This is a genomic window from Thalassospira sp. UBA848 (assembly GCF_002295455.1).
Taxonomy (GTDB): domain Bacteria; phylum Pseudomonadota; class Alphaproteobacteria; order Rhodospirillales; family Thalassospiraceae; genus Thalassospira.
The window spans coordinates 50027-67588 of the sequence record NZ_DBGS01000138.1; the positions used below are offsets into that span (position 1 = coordinate 50027).

A 17562-nucleotide genomic window follows, 5' to 3' on the forward strand; every position below is an offset into this window, starting at 1 on the left:
GAGCGGCGTCAGGCAGGCCTGAAACCAAAATCCCTGATATCAGGCCGCAGCGCTGTTGGTGTCGGGATCGCGCAGGACATAGCCCCGGCCCCAAACCGTATGGATATAGTTGTCGCCCTTGGTCGCAGACTGGATTTTCTTGCGCAGTTTGCAGACAAAGACGTCAATGATCTTGAGTTCCGGCTCGTCCATCCCGCCATAAAGGTGGTTGAGGAACATTTCCTTGGTCAGTGTCGTGCCCTTGCGCAGCGACAGCAATTCAAGAATGCCATATTCCTTGCCGGTCAGATGCAGTGGTTTGCCATCGACATCGACGGTGCGTGCATCCAGGTTAACGTTCAGCTTGCCGGTCGAAATCATCGACTGGGCATGACCGCGCGAGCGGCGAACAATTGCCTGTACGCGTGCCAGAAGCTCGGTCTTTTCGAAAGGCTTGGTCAGATAGTCATCAGCGCCAAAGCCAAGGCCTTTGACCTTGTCTTCGGTTTCGGTCAGACCCGACAGGATCAGGACCGGTGTTTCGACGCGTGCGTCGCGCAAACGTCTCAGGACCTCGTAGCCGTCTATGTCTGGCAGCATAAGGTCCAGAAGAATGATGTCATAATCATAAAGCTTGCCGATCTCGAGACCGTCTTCCCCAAGGTCGGTGGTGTCAATTACCATGCCTTCAGACTTCAGCATCAACTCAATGCTGTCAGCATAGGTATTGTCATCCTCAACAAGCAGCACCCGCATGTTTCTGCTCCGTTACCGTGTTCCGCAATAATTCCGTGTTGATCCGGTTAGTCGACAAGCGCCCCAACGATTGTCGCGTATTAGGAAATTTTTTCCCCATTCCGTTAACGATACGTTGCTTTGCGACTCGTGGCAAGCAGGCGAGTCGCAACTTGTTAACTTTTTTTCATTCAACGTGGCGACTCGGGGTCGGAATGCGAGTTTTCCCAACGGTTTGCGGGGTTAATCGCAAAAGCCTTATGCAACGAAAAAAATTCGGTTTTTCCGTCTACACGGCTTTTTAATACCGGTTATGACAATATATTTGGTACGACGCGGTGCAATTTGCCACCCCCATGATCGTGTGGCGAACCAGATTTCCGTGTTAGAATAATTGTTTCCACTGATTTCGCTGAAAAGAACCGCCCGTGTTTCAGATTGGCCGCAACATTGTCGCAGAACTTCGCCGCATTCCTGACTATCGCGTCGTTGGACGTGTCACGGCTGTTTTGGGCCTGCTGGTCGAGATCGGAGGGGTGGAAGGCGCGCTGTCAGTTGGCGACCGATGCAAGGTAAAGCGGCGCGACGGCAAAGCGGTGATTTGCGAAGTCGTCGGTTTTCGCAATGAACGTGCATTGCTGATGCCGTTTGGCATTCTTGACGGGATCGGCATCGGGTGCGAAGTGGAACTTGGCGATACCCAGCCACAGGTCTATCCTGATGAAAGCTGGCTTGGACGTGTGGTCAACGCGTTCGGGGAACCGGTTGATGGCAAGGGTCCGCTGTCCGAGGGCAATCGGCCTTATCCGATCCGCAATATGCCGCCATCTGCCCATTCCAGGCAGCGTGTCGCCGGCAAGATCGATCTTGGCATTCGGGCAATGAATACGTTTCTGACCTGTTGCCGCGGGCAACGTATGGGCATCTTTGCCGGGTCGGGCGTTGGTAAATCCAGTTTGCTGTCAATGATGACGCGCCATACGACATCAGATGTCTCCGTGGTCGGCTTGATCGGCGAGCGTGGCCGCGAAGCGCGCGAATTCATCGAGGATGATCTGGGCGAAGAAGGCCTGCGCCGGTCAGTGGTTGTCGTAGCAACCTCGGACGAGCCGCCCCTGATGCGTCGTCAGGCTGCCTATATGACGATGGCGCTTTCGGAATATTTCCGTGATGTGGGGCGTGATGTGCTGTGCATGATGGATTCCGTGACACGCTTTGCCATGGCGCAACGTGAAATCAGTCTGTCTGTTGGCGAACCGCCGGCTTCAAAGGGCTATACGCCTACCGTGTTTGCCGAATTGCCGCGCCTACTGGAACGGGCCGGGCCAGGTGGGCCGGGGCAGGGGTCCATCACCGGGTTGTTCACGGTTCTGGTCGATGGCGATGACCATAACGAACCGATTTCTGATGCGGTGCGTGGTATTCTGGATGGCCACGTGGTGCTGGACCGTGCGATTGCGGAACAGGGACGTTATCCCGCGATCAATATTCTCCGCAGTGTGTCGCGTACCATGCCCGGCTGTAATAACGAGCAAGAAAACCAGATCGTTTCCCGCGCCCGCCAGCTTTTGGCCACTTACGAGGATATGGCGGAACTGATCCGGCTTGGTGCCTATCGCAAGGGAACGGACCCCAAGGTTGACGAGGCTATTGATTATTTTCCGCTGATCGAGGAATTTCTCAAGCAGCGCAAAACCGAATGTACCCGCCTTAATGAAGGCTATGTCGAACTTGCCCGCCGCCTTGACCTTCTGGCGGAACAACCTGAAGAACAAACCCCGGCAAACGGCCAGCCGGCAGCGCAAACGGAACAGGCTGCGCAGCAACCCGCTGCGGCCAGCCCGCAACAACCGGCAGCAGCTGCAGAAATGCCAGCCGCACGACCGGCCCCGCCGCCTTCAACCGGGCCCAAGATCAATCGTGGCCCGAAGGTGCACAGTCGTTCGAAACATGAGAACGGCAAGGACCTGAACGAAGCCAAGCGGGCTTTGCGGCAGGACGGCAATGACGCGCCGGGCGGGGCATCGGAATGATTGCGGACGCTAGGGGCTGACCCATGGCCAAGGATTTCAAGACACTGGTTCGAATGCGCAAATGGGCGCTTGATGAAAAGCAGCGTGAGCTCGGTGAAATGCTTGGTGTTCTGGGCAATCTTGAAGCCGAGAAAGAAGCCCTTGAGCAAGCGGTCATCGCTGAGCAGAAGGTTGCGGCGGAAAACCCCGAACTTGCTGGCTTTGCCTATGGCGGCTTTGCCAATGCGGTTATCGCCGAACGCGAAGCAATTGCCAAGATGATTGCCGAGCAAGAAGAGAAGATCGATGTCTTCCGCGATGAAGTCGCAGATGCCTTCAAGGAACTCAAGACTGCCGAAATTGCCGAACGCAATCGCGTTGAGGCCGAGCGCGCGGAAGAAGACAAGAAAGAACAGGACGAGCTTGATGAAATCGGGATGCGTTCAGCGACGCGCGATGACGGACTGATTTAACGTTTTACCCGTTACGCCGAGATCGCGATCCCGGTTTCGATCCCCGTCGCATTGCGCAGTTCATCAGGTGTCATTGAAAATACCGTGCTGGGCGTGCCTGCAGCAAACCAGACGGTTTGCTTGCCAAGAAGCTTTTCATCAATCAGTGTTTCGACCGGGTTGGCATGACCAAATGGCGGAACGCCGCCGATGGCATAGCCTGTATGCTCCCTGACTTCGCTGGCATCTGCCTTGCGGATCGACAAGCCCAACAAGCTGCTCACCTTGTTCAGGTCTACCTGATCGGCACCGTTCATAACAATCAGAACCGGGCGCGATAACTCGGTCATGAAGACCAGCGATTTTCCAATGTCGCTGATGTCACAGCCAATGGCGTTTGCCGCATCGGACGCCGTGCGGGTGCCTTCGGGGAACTGAAATACCTCAACGTCACCAAGGTTGCGTTCGGCAAACGCATTTTGCAGGCATTGAGGAGGCGAAACTTTTTTCATGACTTAGTTCTCTTGTGCGCGGCGCCTTAATTTGCGTTTGCGGTTCATCAGGTTAAGCGTCTCGACCGACAGGCTGAATGCCATTGCAAAATAGATGTAGCCTTTCGGTACATGAATTTCGACGCCGTCAAGCAACAAGACAAACCCGACCAAGATCAGAAACGACAATGCCAGCATTTTGACAGAGGGATTTTGTTCGACAAAGTCGCCAATGGTTTTGGCTGCTGCCAGCATCACCAGAACAGACACAATCACCGCAATCACCATGATCGATATGTGATCAACCAGCCCGACAGCTGTTATGACGCTATCAAGCGAGAAAATGATATCAAGTAACATGATCTGAAGGATGGTCATGGCAAAGCTCGACATGATCTTGCCTGGTCCGTGTTCTTCGGGTTCGTCAATCGTGTGATGGATTTCCTTCGATGCCTTGGCGATCAGGAAAAGCCCGCCAACAATCAGGATCAGGTCGCGTCCACTGATTTCCTGTCCGAAGGCGGAAAACATCGGCGCGGTCAATTGCATTACCCATGCGATCCCGGCCAGAAGAGCAAGGCGCATACCCATTGCGGCCAAAAGACCGATGCGCCGCGCCGGGGCCTGTTGGTCCTGCGGAAGTTTGGAGACGATCACCGACAGAAAAACGATGTTGTCGATCCCCAAAACAATTTCGAGCGCCGTGAGGGTGGCAAGCCCGATCCACATGTTGGGATCACTCATCCATTCAAACATCGCAAGTGTCCTTTAAGGTCCCGAAGGTGGTCAACTGATTGCAGACAAAGTGAATTTGATCAGGCTCTAACGCAAGCGTGAATTGATTTTATGTGCGGTCTGTTGAAAAAGTGAGGATAGCAAAATCAAATAAGCAGCCCGCGCTCATTTCCGTCGAGGCTGCGGGTCATCAGGTAAAAGGATTGTCCGAGATGCGGTCAAGAATGCGCACTTTCGTTTCTGCTTTGGCGTTGGCAACCGGCATTGCTGCGACATCATTGTCGACCCCGGCTTTTGCCGACCCGGCCCCGGATGTGGGCAACTGGCAATCTGTTCTTGATCAGGCCCGTGGCCAGACCGTTTATTGGCATGCTTGGGGCGGGGAGCCACGCATTAATGATTACATCGCCTGGGCCGGTGAACAGGTGCGCGAACGCTATGGCGTTGAAGTGGTTCAGGTCAAACTGACCGATACCGCCGATGCCGTTACCCGCGTTTTGTCGGAAAAGACCGCCGGTGTCGATGATGGCGGGGCGGTTGATATGATCTGGATTAACGGTGAAAACTTTGCGGCGATGAAGCGCAATGACCTTTTGTTCGGGCCATGGGTAGAACAGACACCGAATTTCGCCTATGTCGATGTCGAAGGCAAACCGACAGTGGTCAACGATTTCACCGTGCCGACCGACGGGCTTGAAGCACCGTGGGGCATGGCTCAGGTCAGTTTCTATTACGATACGGCCAAGCTTGATGAGGTGCCGAAATCAGCCCAGGAACTTCTGGAATGGCTGGTCAAACATCCGGGCCGATTTACCTACCCGCAGCCGCCGAACTATATGGGATCGACGTTCCTTAAACAGATCCTGACTGAACTGGTTGAAGACCCGAGTGTTCTGCAGCAGCCAGCTGACGAAACCGATGCGCAGGCAACGTTGGCACCGCTTTGGGGCTATCTTGAAGACTTGCAGCCGCTGTTGTGGCGCGATGGTCAGGCCTACCCGCAGAATGGGGCATCGATGCGTACGCTTCTGGCGGATAACGAAGTCGATATCGCGTTTTCATTCAGTTCCGGCGAAGTGTCCTCGGCAATTGAAGCGTTCGAGCTTCCTGATACCGTCCGGTCCTATGTGTTTGAGAATGGCACGCTTGGCAACACCAACTTTGTCGCCATTCCCTATAACGCATCTGCCAAGGCAGGCGCAGTTGTACTGGCCGATTTCCTGATGTCACCCGAAGCCCAGCTTCGCAAGCAGGACCCGCAATATTGGGGCGCGGATACGGTTCTGGCGATGGATAAACTGCCCAAAGACATGCAGGAAGCCTTTGCCAATCTTGATCTTGGCATTGCATCGCTTGCCCCGTCCGAACGCGGTACGGTTCTGCCGGAACCGCATCCAAGCTGGATGTCGCTGGTCGAAACCGAATGGCAAAAACGTTACGGCGTTGTGCAATAATAACGCATGCTGCGTTTTGTTCCGATCCTGACAATCGTTCTGATGATCGGCCCGGTTTCTGCCGGGCTGATTGGCACAGTTTTGCCTGCATTCGGGATATTGCCTGCTCTTGGCGGTACGACGCCATCCCTTGATCCGTGGCAGGCGCTGTTTGCGCAGCCCGGTCTTGGCGCATCCATCCGGCTGTCATTCGTGAATGGCTTGATTGCGACCGCGATCTCAGTTGCGATTGTCATGCTTTTTTGTGCAGCCTGGCAGGGCACGCGCATATTTCGCGCCATGCAACGGGTCTTGTCGCCGATCCTGTCCGTTCCGCATGCGACGGCGGCCTTTGGGCTGGCATTCCTGATAGCACCATCGGGCTGGATCGTAAGACTGGTGGCACAATTTGCCGGATGGGACCGCCCGCCCGATATTGCGATTATCCATGACCCTTGGGGAATGGCGCTGATTGCCGGGCTGGTGGCCAAGGAAATCCCGTTCTTGTTTTTGATGACGCTTTCGGCCCTGCCGCAAGCTGATACCGACCGCACGGCACAGGTCACAGCAACCCTTGGATATGGAAAAACCGCCGGGTGGTTCAAGGCAACCTTGCCGCGCGTCTATCCGCAAATACGCCTGCCGGTTCTGGCCGTGCTCGCCTATTCGACATCGGTTGTCGATGTGGCGATCATTCTGGCACCGACGACGCCGGCCCCGCTGGCCGTTCGAATTCTGGGATGGTTGTCTGATCCGGATCTTGGCCTACGTTTCATGGCATCCAGTGCTGCTGTCTTGCAGCTTTTGATCGTGATCGCGGCAATGGTGGTCTGGATTGCGGGCGAACGGATCATCGGGGCCATGGGGCATCAATGGGCAGAGGACGGGCATCGTTTCAGGAAAGACAGCGCCGTCAGGGGGGCATCTGCACTTATGGCGCTGGTGGCAGCCGGTGCGGTGGTGCTGGGTCTTGTGGTGCTTCTGGTCTGGAGTGTTGCCGGGTTCTGGGCATTTCCCGATCTGTTGCCGCGCGGGTTCAGTTTGCGTCTTTGGGCGCGCGAGTTGGATGCAATTGGTAGCAGCCTGACAACGACACTTTTGATCGGCATTCCGGCAGTTTTGGTTGCGGTCACGCTGGTTCTGGGCTGCCTTGAGAACGAGGTCCGCACGGGCAAGGCCGCCGGACGCCGTGCCATGCTGTTGATTTACCTGCCGCTTCTGGTGCCACAGATCAGTTTTATGTTCGGATTGCAGGTCTTCTTTACGCTGCTTGGTCTTGAACGCACATTGCTGTCGGTTGTGCTGGGGCATTTGGTATTTGTTGCGCCCTATGTGTTTCTGTCCCTGTCAGAGCCATTCCGTGCCCTTGATCCGCGCTATGGGCAAACCGCCCTTTGTCTTGGGGCGTCGCCAGCACGGGCATTCTGGCAGGTGCGTTTGCCGCTTTTGACACGTGCAGTTCTAACCGCCGCCGCAGTCGGCCTTGCGGTGACAGTGGGGCAATACTTGCCAACATTGTTGATCGGGGCAGGGCGGTTTGCCACGGTCACGACAGAAGCGGTTGCACTGGCATCTGGCGGGGATCGCCGAATGATCGGCATTTATGGCTTGTTGCAAATGGTCCTGCCATTTGTTGGCTTTGCCCTTGCCTTGCTGATACCAGCGGTTTTGTTCCGCAACCGGCGCGGCATGGGGGCGCAGAACAAGGGATGATGAATGCCTGAAACGCTTAAAAATGGTCTGGAGTTACGCGATGTCCGCGTGCGTCTTGATGGGCGTGAACTGGTGGCCGTCGATCTGACGATTGCGCCTGGTGAAATCGTGACCCTTATGGGGCCAAGTGGATCGGGTAAATCCAGTTTGCTTGGACATATCTGCGGCACCTTGCCAGATACATTTGATGTCACCGGCGAGGTGGTTCTGGATGGCACACCTCTTGCGGGGTTGACCCCGCAGGAACGTCATGTTGGTATTCTGTTTCAGGATGATCTGTTGTTCCCGCATCTTTCGGTTGGTGGCAATCTGGCTTTTGCGCTGCCATCACATATCAAGGGCCGGGAAAACCGCCGTGCACGGGTTGAGGCCGCGCTTTCCAGTGCAGAGATGGACGGGTTTTATGATCGCGATCCGGCAACACTTTCAGGCGGGCAACGCGCGCGTGTGGCCTTGATGCGGGTTCTGCTGTCTGAACCGTGTGCCTTGCTGCTGGATGAGCCATTTTCCAAACTTGATAGCGGTCTAAGGTCACAGATCAGATCGTTTGTGTTTGATCTCTGCCGCAAGAACAGCTTGCCAACCCTGATGGTCACCCATGATCCAGAAGATGGCGAAGCAGCAGGTGGGCGGGTGATCAAGATCGATTGACCCTTCGCCAAAGATGCAATGATGGCATGTACCGAATTTGCTGGAATCACCCTTTGATTGGTCTTATAGCAACTTACCGCAAAGAATTGTCTTGGGGCCGGGGCATTCAATACCGGGCCCTTGCGGCATGGAGAGTGTCGTAAATGTTCCCGGAAGAAATGTTTGCAATTGTCCCGGATGCGCTGGATCCGGCCACCTGTGACCGTCTGATCAATGGTTTTGCCCATGAGATGGACGAAGGTGGCCTTGTGCAGGGACAAACGGCAACCCACATCCGCCGTTCCAAGATCACCTGGTTCAATGAAGAACAGGAACCCGCTGTTTGCCGCCGGATCATAGATCTTGTTGCGGATGTAAACCGCAATGTCTTTGACTTTTCCCTGACCGAGTTTGCCGAGGACGCCCAGATCGCATGCTATGCCGGTGATCTGCGCGGACATTATGACTGGCACAGTGATGTTGGCGCGTCCGACGTGGCCAGACGCCGCAAACTGACCATGGTCATACAGCTTTCCGAACCTGATCAGTATGAAGGCGGGCAGTTGCAGCTTAACCCGGCGGGACATTTCGTTGATGCGCCGATGGAACGGGGCACCGCGATCTTCTTTCCCAGCTTTGTGCTGCACCGCGTGGCCCCGACCACGGCGGGTTTACGCTATTCGCTGACGCAATGGGTACATGGTAATCCGTTCCGCTAAGAAACGTGGGTGATCAGTAACGTTCCAGACGATCCAGAAGGCGCGGGTTGCCCCATTTCGGCTGGCGGTCTTCAAGGGCTGTTTCGTGGTGGAAGACCTGATCATTGTCAGCGGTCTGTTTGTGCAGGCGAAGGCTGATCCAGCGCGGGACCAGTTCGTTGTTGAAATCATCCATCAACAGAACGGCAGCAGCTTCGAAATTCTCGAAATCGATATTGGCGATTTCGGCGTAGTATTCCGCCAGACTGTTGGTCTTCAGGATCAATCGGTCCGGCACATAACGAAGCGTCAGACGTGCCGGGAAAACATCCTTGTCACCGGTCAGGTTGCTTTGCAAGGTAACGACGTAATCAATGCGTGGACCGGGGTTCGGTTCGGTCAGGATCAGATTACGGCGCTGATAAATCTCAAGCATTTCTTCCAACCGTTGTCATAAATGATGGATCAAGGATACGACCGCGCCCCGGACAGGAAAAGCATTCATTTCAAAATGCCAGGAACTTAAGCCTCTATTCCGTGGTGGGAATTCGGTCCGTCATCATCGGGCACCGGGGCGATTTCAACAAATCGCGATCCGTCCTGAAACTGAATATGTCCTTTATACCCGGCAATTTGCAGGGCCTCGCGGAAGATGCCGCGAATGTCATCGCGGTTATGGGATTGCAGCGGGTTTTCGGTGCGCACAATCAGATCAAATTTGCTTTCGTCACCTTTCACCAGTCCATCAAGCTGGGTGTGGCCCACCACACTGAACGACAGATCAAGCAGAAAACGTGTTCCCTGATCATCGGGCTTGTCCGGGTCGTTCTCATGGTTGCCATGACGCCAACCCATTTGAAGCTGTTCGATCTTGTCGCCCATATTGAACGGCATTGCCATGACGCGCCAGCCATCAGGCCTGTCTTCGGTCGCCATGGCACGTAGCTGACCAAAGTCACCTTCAAGTCGTTTAAGTCCGCCGCCATCTGCATCAGCCAGCGAGGCCAGGCTGTTTGCCGCACGGTCGCCGATCCAGCTGCGCAAATTTCCGCCCTGTCCTGTCATGGCCGCAAAGAAGAACATCATGGTCGTTGTCAGTTTCGGCCCAGCCTGCGGTATGTTGTTTAGCAAACTAAGTGCGGCACCCGGATCATGTTGTTGAAGCACACTGACCGCCTCGTGCAGGCTGTCCCAATCATGGGTCAGGGCCGCAGTTTGGCCCCGCGCGATCAGTTGCGCCTCTGTCATGGGGGCGGAGACGGACGGTTTCGCCGCGCCAGAAGGATCCACGTTGAAGGACAATGTCGCGCCGGTTGGTGCATGGACCGGCAGTTTGATGCCGACAATCCCGGCCGAGGTACGAAGAGCAGTAAAGCCCTGCGGCAGCATGCGTGCCTCGGCGCTATTGGCTGGCAGGACCGTCCCTGTCAGCATCAACGTACCTGCTGTTGCCTGTCCACCTGCTGTTTGCGCGGCAATGGTGGGTGCCATCCCGGCAGCAGCCCCGCCCGACGCACCCGTCGCCATGCCAGCGGTACCTGAATTGGTTGCTGATGCCATGACATTGGCGGCTTGTTGCGCTGTTACCGTACCTTGACCAAGGAAGATCACCTTTGTCTGGCTTCCGGCGGGTAATTGAGTGCCATTGGGCATGTTGAGGATGGATGTGGTAACTGCGCTAAATGTCTGTCCGGGTGTCAGCGTGCTTCCGGCAATGTTTCCACTGGCAAGCCCGCCGGTGACCCCGGAGCCCCCCGGTGTCAGCGTTTGGGGCAAAAGTTGCAGACGCATGCCTTCTGCCGGATTGCCCCCGGATGAGGGTTGTCCGCCGCCCGGGTTGGTTGTCGGAATGCGGGTCCACAGAAGATCGCCAAGATTACCCGGCAGAGGCGTAGGTACCTTGACCGTGACGGCACCAAGGGCCGTGGCAAGGGTAAGCTGCGTACCTGATTGTGACTGAACCGAGGCCTGCATCAGGGTTTCGACAGGAAGCTTGGCAAGTGCCGCAGCAACCTGTTGGGAGGTCGCACCCGTGACGGTCGCATTGATTTGGGCTGGAACGGCCCCCTGATTGGCTTGCCCGGCCGAGCTTCCCGCCGAAGCATGTCCACCGACGGCCGGGCCGGGCGATATTGCTTGTGGCGGGAGCGTCATGACAAACCTACTCCTCGAGAAGGGTTCGGGCGATTGCCTCTATGTCGTGGGCTGCATCGCAATTCGGATGACGGGTCAAAAGCGGCGTTTGATTGCGGATGCATTCCGATACTTTGGAATCTGCGCGCACAACACCAAGCAATGGCGGCGATATTTTCAAAAAGCCCTCGCAGGCCTTGAGAAGCTTGTTATAGATCGCCTGACCTTCTTTCTTGTCTCTGGCCATATTGACCACGACCCGGATATCGGTTTTCGGTCGGGCCATATGGGTGACTTTGATAAAGGCATAGGCATCGGTCAAAGACGTCGGATCACCATTGGTAATCACGATCACCGTGTTGGCAAGCCCCGTCATCTGACGCACGCCCTGATCAACACCTGCGCCAAGGTCGATCAATACTTTATCATATTCCTTGCCGGTTTGGAGCAAATCGTCTGAAAGCGCCTGCAAACGGGTGGCAGGCAGGTTGGCAAGGCTGCCCGATCCACTGCGCCCGGCAATAATATCGAAATCGCCATCCGGGAAATGGGTGACCGCATCCTTAAGGCGGATCCGACCGGAAATCACGCCACCCAGATCATATTTCGGCATCAGCCCAAGCTGGATGTCGATATTCGCCAGACCAAGGTCACCGTCAAACAACAGGGTCTTGTGGCCTTCCAGCACCAGGGCATGGGTCAGGGTGATGGAAAACCAGGTCTTGCCCACGCCGCCTTTACCAGACGCGACAGCAAGAACATTGCGGCCTCTGGCCCGCGGGGCAGATTTGGGTGAAGCATCAGACTTGGTAGTCATTTCACGACCTCGGAGAAGCTCGGTTTCGCGGTGTCAGCGCGATGGGACGGTATCAGAAGTTTTGCCAAGGCAAGGGGACTAAGGGCGGTCAGGCCGTCCGCAACCTGGGCTGTCATACTGACATTGCAAAGGGAAAGATTTCCTGAATCCGCTCCATATAGCGCACCGCCAAGGCGTGCAGCAACATCAAGTCGCGAGATCATCACGCGTGTTGCGCCGCCATCGGCAAAGGCATTGGCTATATCAGCGGACTCATAGGCATCAATTCCCGCGGGGTTCACCAGTACCGGTTCACTCGGTACCGCTTTCATGAATTCACAAAGCGTGCCAATTTCGCTTTCAAGGTAGGGGTTGCAGCTTGCCGTATCGATCAGGATGACGTCCGCATCGCGAATTTCGCCAAAGCGCGCCTTGAGCTCATCTGGTGATTTGGCCTGCAGCAGGTCGATCTTGAGAATTCTGGTGAAGGCTTCAAGCTGGGCAATTCCGCCGGCACGTTTGTAATCGGTTGAAAGAACAGCGACTTTGCGTTTCTTCATCACCGCACGGGCAGCAGTTTTGGCAACCGCCAGTGTTTTGCCCGATCCGGGTGGTCCGACAAAGGCCAAGGCACGCGGCGTGTTCTTTTCGGGCAGTGGCGAGAAATCAAAAATTTCATCAAGCGCACCTGCCAGCAATTGTTGCTCGGATGCGGCGGCTGTTTCGCGTGCCATCAGGTCACACAGGCGAATGCGCAACCGTTCCGGCAAATTGTGCCGCGTCAGCGCGGCCTCGACCGTATCAAGCTGTTCCTGAAGCGCGGGGGCCGGTCCGCCGTCATCGTCAAAGTCGGGATCGCGATCAAGGGCGGCTGTCAGGCGCACGCCACTGCCCGGGATATCCTGTGTCGAAACGATGATGGCATCAGTGCCCATATGCTCTTTAACGAGCGCCATCGCCTCGGTCATGGTGGGGGCGGTGAAGGTCTTAAGACGCATTCCGGTCCCCCTGCCTGGCTTTGTCCGCAATCAGGGCGGTGAAGGAAACCTCATGCATCAGACCTGCCCCAGCGTTTTAAGCTGTGCCTTGGGGTGGATTTCGTTTTGCGACATCACCACCGTGCTCGGGCGGAAGCGCTCGACGATGGATCGCACATAGGGGCGAATGCCAGGGCTGGTCAAAAGGACCGGGCTTTCCCCCATCATGCCAAGGCGCTCGAAAGTGGTGCGGACCTTGTTGATGAATTCCTGCAATTGGCTTGGCGGAATGGAAAGCTGTTTTTCCTCGCCCGAACCGACAAGGCTTTCGGCAAAGACCTGTTCCCATTGCGGGGACATGGTCACAAGCGGAATGACTCCGTCCTGATTGGTATTCACATCCGACAGTTGGCGCGCAAGACGTGAACGCACATGTTCGGTCATGAAGGTCGGGTTACGGGTAAATGCCGTGGATTCTGCGATGCCTTCAAGGATTGTGGGCAGATCGCGGATGGATACACGCTCCGTCAGAAGGTTCTGAAGCACGCGCTGAACACCGCCAACCGAAACCTGACCGGGGACGATATCCTCGACCAGCTTTTTCTGGTCTTCATCAAGTTCATCCAGCAGCTTCTGCGTTTCGGCGTAGGACAGCAGTTCTGGCATGTGATCCTTGATCACTTCGGTGATGTGCGTCGTGATTACGGTTTGCGGATCCACCACCGTATAGCCACGGAACATCGCCTCTTCCTTCATGCCCTGTTCGATCCACATGGCCGGCAGGTTAAAGGTCGGCTCCATGGTTTTTTCGCCAGACAGGGTGATTTCCTCGCCGCGCGGGTCCATTACCAGCAACATGTTCGGGCGAAGGTCCCCACGCCCTGCCTCGATCTCCTTGACGCGCAGAACGTATGTATTGGCTGGCAACTGCATGTTGTCCTGAATACGCACCGACGGCATGACAAAGCCCATGTCGCCTGCAAGCTGGCGGCGCAGTGCCTTGATCTGGTCGGTCAGTTTCTGGCCACGTTCCGTACTGATGAGTGAAAGCAGCCCATAGCCCAGTTCAAGGCGCACATAATCCATGCGCAACGCGTTGGCGATGGGTTCTTCGGGCGGCGGGCCTGCGGCTTCTGCTGCGGCCTGGGATTCCTTCATCTGTTCCTGCGCGACGGCGGCCTTCTGGCGGTTGCCCATGTAATAGGCCAAATAACCCAGTCCAGCCGCGATCATCAGGAACCACAGCATCGGAATGCCCGGCAAAAGCGACATGCCACCCATCAGGGCAGCAGCAACGCCAAGGGCGGCCGGATAGTTACTGACCTGTCCGAAAACGGCCTTTTCGGTTGCGCCGTCAAGGCCCCCCTTGGTGACCAGAAGACCCGCAGCGGTCGAAACGATCAGGGCAGGGATCTGTGAAACCAGACCGTCGCCAACGGTCAGGATCGTGTAGGTCTCGGTTGCCTCGGCAAGGGAAAGGCCCATCTGGGCGGTGCCGATGATGATGCCACCGATCACGTTGATAAACGTAATCAGAATGCCGGCAACAGCATCGCCACGAACAAACTTGGATGCACCATCCATCGACCCGAAGAAGGAACTTTCATCTTCGAGTTCCTTACGGCGGGCCTTGGCCTGTTCTTCATTGATCAGACCCGATGACAGGTCGGCGTCAATCGCCATCTGTTTGCCGGGCATCGCATCAAGGGTAAAGCGTGCCGCGACCTCGGCGATACGGCCGGAACCCTTGGTGATGACGACAAAGTTGATGATCACAAGGATGGCAAAGACAATAATCCCGATGACGAAATTGCCCGAAATCAGGAAGCTGCCAAACGCCTCAATGACCGCGCCGGCGGCATGCGTGCCTTCGTGCCCATAGCCAAGTATCAGGCGGGTTGTCGCAATGTTCAGCGCAAGCCTGAGTGACGTCGCCACCAGCAAGATCGTCGGGAAAGAGTTGAATTCAAGCGGTTTCTGGATGAACAGCGATGTCATCAGGATCAGCACAGAGAAGCTGATCGAAAGGGCCAGCATGAAATCAAGCAGCCACGGCGGCATCGGGAACATCATGACCACAAGGATCATGATAAAGCCCAGTGCCATGGCGATATCGCCACGTTTCATGGCCGAAGCGACACGCGACTGCAAGGCGCCGAGATTTAACCCGCCCGGCGCACCGCCGCCGGGGCCCTCAGAGCCGCCGGAACCAGTCGGTGTGATGTCTTGACCTTCGGCCATTTTCTTTGCTTGTTATCCTGTTGCTTGCTCGATGTTCGTTGCGCCTTTACCTGCCTTGAAGATGGGGACAGCGCGCCGAGATTTCATGTTCAGTCGTGACCGTCACCCGGGGCCGGTACAGCAAGTCCTTCGTCGCTATACTGGCGCAACTTGTTGCGCAGGGTCCGAATGGAAATGCCAAGAATGTTGGCCGCGTGGGTTCGGTTCCCAAAGCAATGCTTGAGCGTATCAATAATCAGATCACGTTCGACATCGGCCACCGTGCGCCCAACCAGGGCCGACGTGACGGACCCGTTCCCTGCACCTTCATCTGATGTGGTTTCAGAACTGCCGGTGTCTTGATCCGAAGCAGGTGCATTTTCTGCTGGGGCAGAGGGTGCAGGCGGTGATGTTGGTGCGTTGGGTTGGTAAGCGGATGATGCGGCGCCATAGGCTGCATTGGCGTTTGCATAGGCCGAGCTTGCCCGTGCCGGTGCGGCAGGTGCCGTCGGGGCGGGTGAAGGGGCCTGTGGTGCAGGCGCGGCAGGGGCCGGTTCGCTACTGCCTGATCCCGAAAGCATGATGGCCTCTGGCCCGATCTCGTCGGGACCAGCAATCAGCACGGCGCGGTGCATGGTGTTTTCCAGCTCGCGCACATTACCCCGCCAGTGATGGGATAGCAGACGCTGGATCGCCAGCGGGCTGATCGGTCGGATCGGAACATCATTGGCCTCGGAATACTTTTTGACAAAGAACTCGGCCAGTACCGGAATATCATCGGGACGTTCGCGCAGGGATGGGATGTCAAGGTTGACGACATTCAGGCGGAAATACAAATCCTCGCGGAAGTTGCCGGCATTGACTTCGGCCTCAAGATTTCGGTTCGAGGTCGCCAGAATGCGGACATCGACCTTCACGGGGCTTTTACCGCCCAGCCGGTCAATTTCCTTTTCCTGAATGGCACGTAGGAGCTTGGCCTGAAGACGGACATCCATTTCGCTGATTTCATCAAGCAAAAGGGTGCCGCCATTGGCTTCTTCAAATTTACCGATGCGGCGCGCCTGTGCCCCGGTGAAGGCACCTTTTTCGTGGCCGAACAGTTCGGATTCAAGAAGATTATCGGGGATTGCCGCGCAGTTCACGGCGACAAACGGCTTGTCCGCGCGATTGGACTTGCGGTGCACGTAACGCGAAATGATTTCCTTACCGGTACCGCTTTCACCCGTGATCAGGATAGAAGCCGAGCTATTGGCGACCTGATTTGCCAGTCGCAGTGTTTCCGCCATGCGGGCATCGCGATGGATCAGGGCGTGGCTTTCCTCGGTCACTGCTTCGAAGATCGCGGCAATCAGATCCGCTTCGGGCGGCAGGGGAATGAATTCCTGTGCACCCGCTTTGATGGCGTTAACCGCACCATTGACATCATTACCGATGCCGCAAGCCACGACCGGCACGGTGATGCGCTCGGCACCCATGGCGTCAATCAGGGCGGCGACATCAAGCGTGATGTCAGCCATGACCAGATCAATCCGGTTGCCCGTTCGCAGGATGTTAAGCGCGGTCGTCACGCTTTCGGCCAACTGGACCGAAGCGCCGCGCGCCATTGCGATCTTGCTGGCTGCGCCTATCTGTCCGCCCAGTCCACCAACGATCAGTACCTGCATCGTCTCATCTCTTTCCGATCAGTTTGGGGACCCTTTGCACCCGGTGTGTCGGGGGCGAAAGGGTCGGTATTCACACATTCGATCAATCGAAGTAGCTGACGCGTTTTGACGGCGGCAGGATCGAGTTGATCAGCATTTCCAGACGGCGGGGGTTTTCCTGCCGGCCAATGGAAACCGCACCAACCATATAGACCGAATTCAAAAGCTCTTCGTCGTTGGAATTACGTTCAAGTTTACCCGCAAGTGGCATAAAGACCATGTTGGCCAGAACCGCGCCATAGAAGGTCGTCAAAAGCGCAACAGCCATCGACGGACCAATCGAGGACGGGTCGTCAAGGTTGCCAAGCATCTGCACCAGACCGATCAGCGTCCCGATCAGGCCCATCGCCGGTGCAACGTCACCGGCCTTTTTCATAATGTTCGCACCTTTTTGGTGGCGGCCGATGGTCGCATTCATGTCTTTGCGCATGATGGCTTCGACTTCCTCGGGCGGGGTGCCGTCAACGACCAGCGACAAACCTTTCCAGAGGTATTCCTCGCTTTGCAGGCTATCGAGATGTCCCTGCAGTGACAGCACGCCACCCTTACGGGCAATTTCGGCCAGCTGGAGGATCTGAAGGGCCGCATCCGCGGGATTGCGCGATTTATGGAAAATCGTGCGCATAAGGATCTTGCCCGATCCAAGAAACTCGCCCAACGCAAAGCTAACAGCCGTAATAGCTGCTGTACCGCCGATAACAATCAGGACAGAGGGGATATCGATAAAGGCACCCGGCGATCCACCAAAGATGATTGCTGCAATCACCAACGAAAAGCCAATGGCCAGTCCCCCGACTGTCGCAATGTCAAACGACGTTTTAGTCCCCCCTTCGGCCATAGTCGGATATCCTCTCT

General features: G+C 56.2%; 16 protein-coding genes. 6 read left to right on the forward strand and 10 right to left on the reverse strand.

Going from position 1 to position 17562, the window contains the following annotated elements; genetic code table 11:
* Positions 1 to 39 precede the first annotated feature (39 nt).
* The gene (gene ctrA, locus B2R48_RS19250) at positions 40 to 735 is read right to left on the reverse strand and encodes a response regulator transcription factor CtrA (RefSeq protein WP_008891622.1); all 696 of its coding nucleotides are present in this window, start codon (positions 733 to 735) and stop codon (positions 40 to 42) included.
* A gap of 407 nt (positions 736 to 1142) precedes the next feature.
* Between ctrA and fliI the strand changes: the two genes are divergently transcribed.
* Together fliI and B2R48_RS19260 are read left to right on the forward strand one after the other, a co-directional pair.
* Complete coding sequence (fliI, locus tag B2R48_RS19255; protein WP_297003552.1) at positions 1143 to 2747, forward strand: flagellar protein export ATPase FliI; 1605 nt, start codon at positions 1143 to 1145, stop codon at positions 2745 to 2747.
* A 23-nt stretch (positions 2748 to 2770) separates the two neighbouring features.
* Positions 2771 to 3199, forward strand: a complete 429-nt coding sequence (locus B2R48_RS19260; RefSeq protein ID WP_062954134.1) for a flagellar FliJ family protein — start codon at positions 2771 to 2773, stop codon at positions 3197 to 3199.
* An 11-nt stretch (positions 3200 to 3210) separates the two neighbouring features.
* Here B2R48_RS19260 and B2R48_RS19265 read toward each other — a convergent pair whose 3' ends face one another.
* Positions 3211 to 3690 carry a YbaK/EbsC family protein gene (locus B2R48_RS19265; RefSeq protein WP_297003554.1) on the reverse strand — a complete coding sequence of 160 codons (480 nt, stop codon included), beginning with the start codon at positions 3688 to 3690 and terminating at the stop codon, positions 3211 to 3213.
* A gap of 3 nt (positions 3691 to 3693) precedes the next feature.
* Positions 3694 to 4425 carry a TerC family protein gene (locus tag B2R48_RS19270; RefSeq protein WP_062954100.1) on the reverse strand — a complete coding sequence of 244 codons (732 nt, stop codon included), beginning with the start codon at positions 4423 to 4425 and terminating at the stop codon, positions 3694 to 3696.
* A 203-nt stretch (positions 4426 to 4628) separates the two neighbouring features.
* Between B2R48_RS19270 and B2R48_RS19275 the strand changes: the two genes are divergently transcribed.
* The 4 genes from B2R48_RS19275 to B2R48_RS19290 all read left to right on the forward strand — a co-directional run bounded on the left by B2R48_RS19275 (position 4629) and on the right by B2R48_RS19290 (position 8899).
* Positions 4629 to 5858, forward strand: coding sequence for an ABC transporter substrate-binding protein (locus tag B2R48_RS19275; RefSeq protein ID WP_297003557.1), 1230 nt, complete (start codon positions 4629 to 4631; stop codon positions 5856 to 5858).
* Positions 5859 to 5864: 6 nt separating this feature from the next.
* Positions 5865 to 7550, forward strand: a complete 1686-nt coding sequence (locus B2R48_RS19280; RefSeq protein ID WP_297003559.1) for an ABC transporter permease — start codon at positions 5865 to 5867, stop codon at positions 7548 to 7550.
* A 3-nt stretch (positions 7551 to 7553) separates the two neighbouring features.
* Positions 7554 to 8201, forward strand: coding sequence for an ATP-binding cassette domain-containing protein (locus tag B2R48_RS19285; RefSeq protein WP_297003562.1), 648 nt, complete (start codon positions 7554 to 7556; stop codon positions 8199 to 8201).
* Positions 8202 to 8344: 143 nt separating this feature from the next.
* Positions 8345 to 8899: a prolyl hydroxylase family protein gene (locus B2R48_RS19290; RefSeq protein WP_297003564.1), complete on the forward strand. Its 555-nt coding sequence runs from the start codon at positions 8345 to 8347 to the stop codon at positions 8897 to 8899.
* Positions 8900 to 8912: 13 nt separating this feature from the next.
* Here B2R48_RS19290 and B2R48_RS19295 read toward each other — a convergent pair whose 3' ends face one another.
* From B2R48_RS19295 to B2R48_RS19325, 7 genes are all read right to left on the reverse strand, one after another.
* Entirely contained in the window at positions 8913 to 9314 is a 402-nt protein-coding gene (locus tag B2R48_RS19295; RefSeq protein ID WP_297003566.1) for a hypothetical protein, read from the reverse strand.
* 86 nt (positions 9315 to 9400) lie between these two features.
* Positions 9401 to 11032, reverse strand: a complete 1632-nt coding sequence (locus tag B2R48_RS19300; RefSeq protein WP_297003567.1) for a hypothetical protein — start codon at positions 11030 to 11032, stop codon at positions 9401 to 9403.
* A 7-nt stretch (positions 11033 to 11039) separates the two neighbouring features.
* Complete coding sequence (locus B2R48_RS19305) at positions 11040 to 11828, reverse strand: MinD/ParA family protein (protein ID WP_213475553.1); 789 nt, start codon at positions 11826 to 11828, stop codon at positions 11040 to 11042.
* Positions 11825 to 12805: a GTP-binding protein gene (locus B2R48_RS19310; RefSeq protein ID WP_062954092.1), complete on the reverse strand. Its 981-nt coding sequence runs from the start codon at positions 12803 to 12805 to the stop codon at positions 11825 to 11827. The genes B2R48_RS19305 and B2R48_RS19310 overlap by 4 nt, the downstream gene beginning before the upstream one ends.
* 57 nt (positions 12806 to 12862) lie before the next feature.
* Positions 12863 to 15025, reverse strand: a complete 2163-nt coding sequence (flhA, locus tag B2R48_RS19315; RefSeq protein WP_213475554.1) for a flagellar biosynthesis protein FlhA — start codon at positions 15023 to 15025, stop codon at positions 12863 to 12865.
* An 89-nt stretch (positions 15026 to 15114) separates the two neighbouring features.
* Entirely contained in the window at positions 15115 to 16668 is a 1554-nt protein-coding gene (locus tag B2R48_RS19320; RefSeq protein ID WP_297003571.1) for a sigma-54-dependent transcriptional regulator, read from the reverse strand.
* Positions 16669 to 16750: 82 nt separating this feature from the next.
* Positions 16751 to 17545 carry a motility protein A gene (locus B2R48_RS19325; protein ID WP_062954090.1) on the reverse strand — a complete coding sequence of 265 codons (795 nt, stop codon included), beginning with the start codon at positions 17543 to 17545 and terminating at the stop codon, positions 16751 to 16753.
* Positions 17546 to 17562 lie beyond the last annotated feature (17 nt).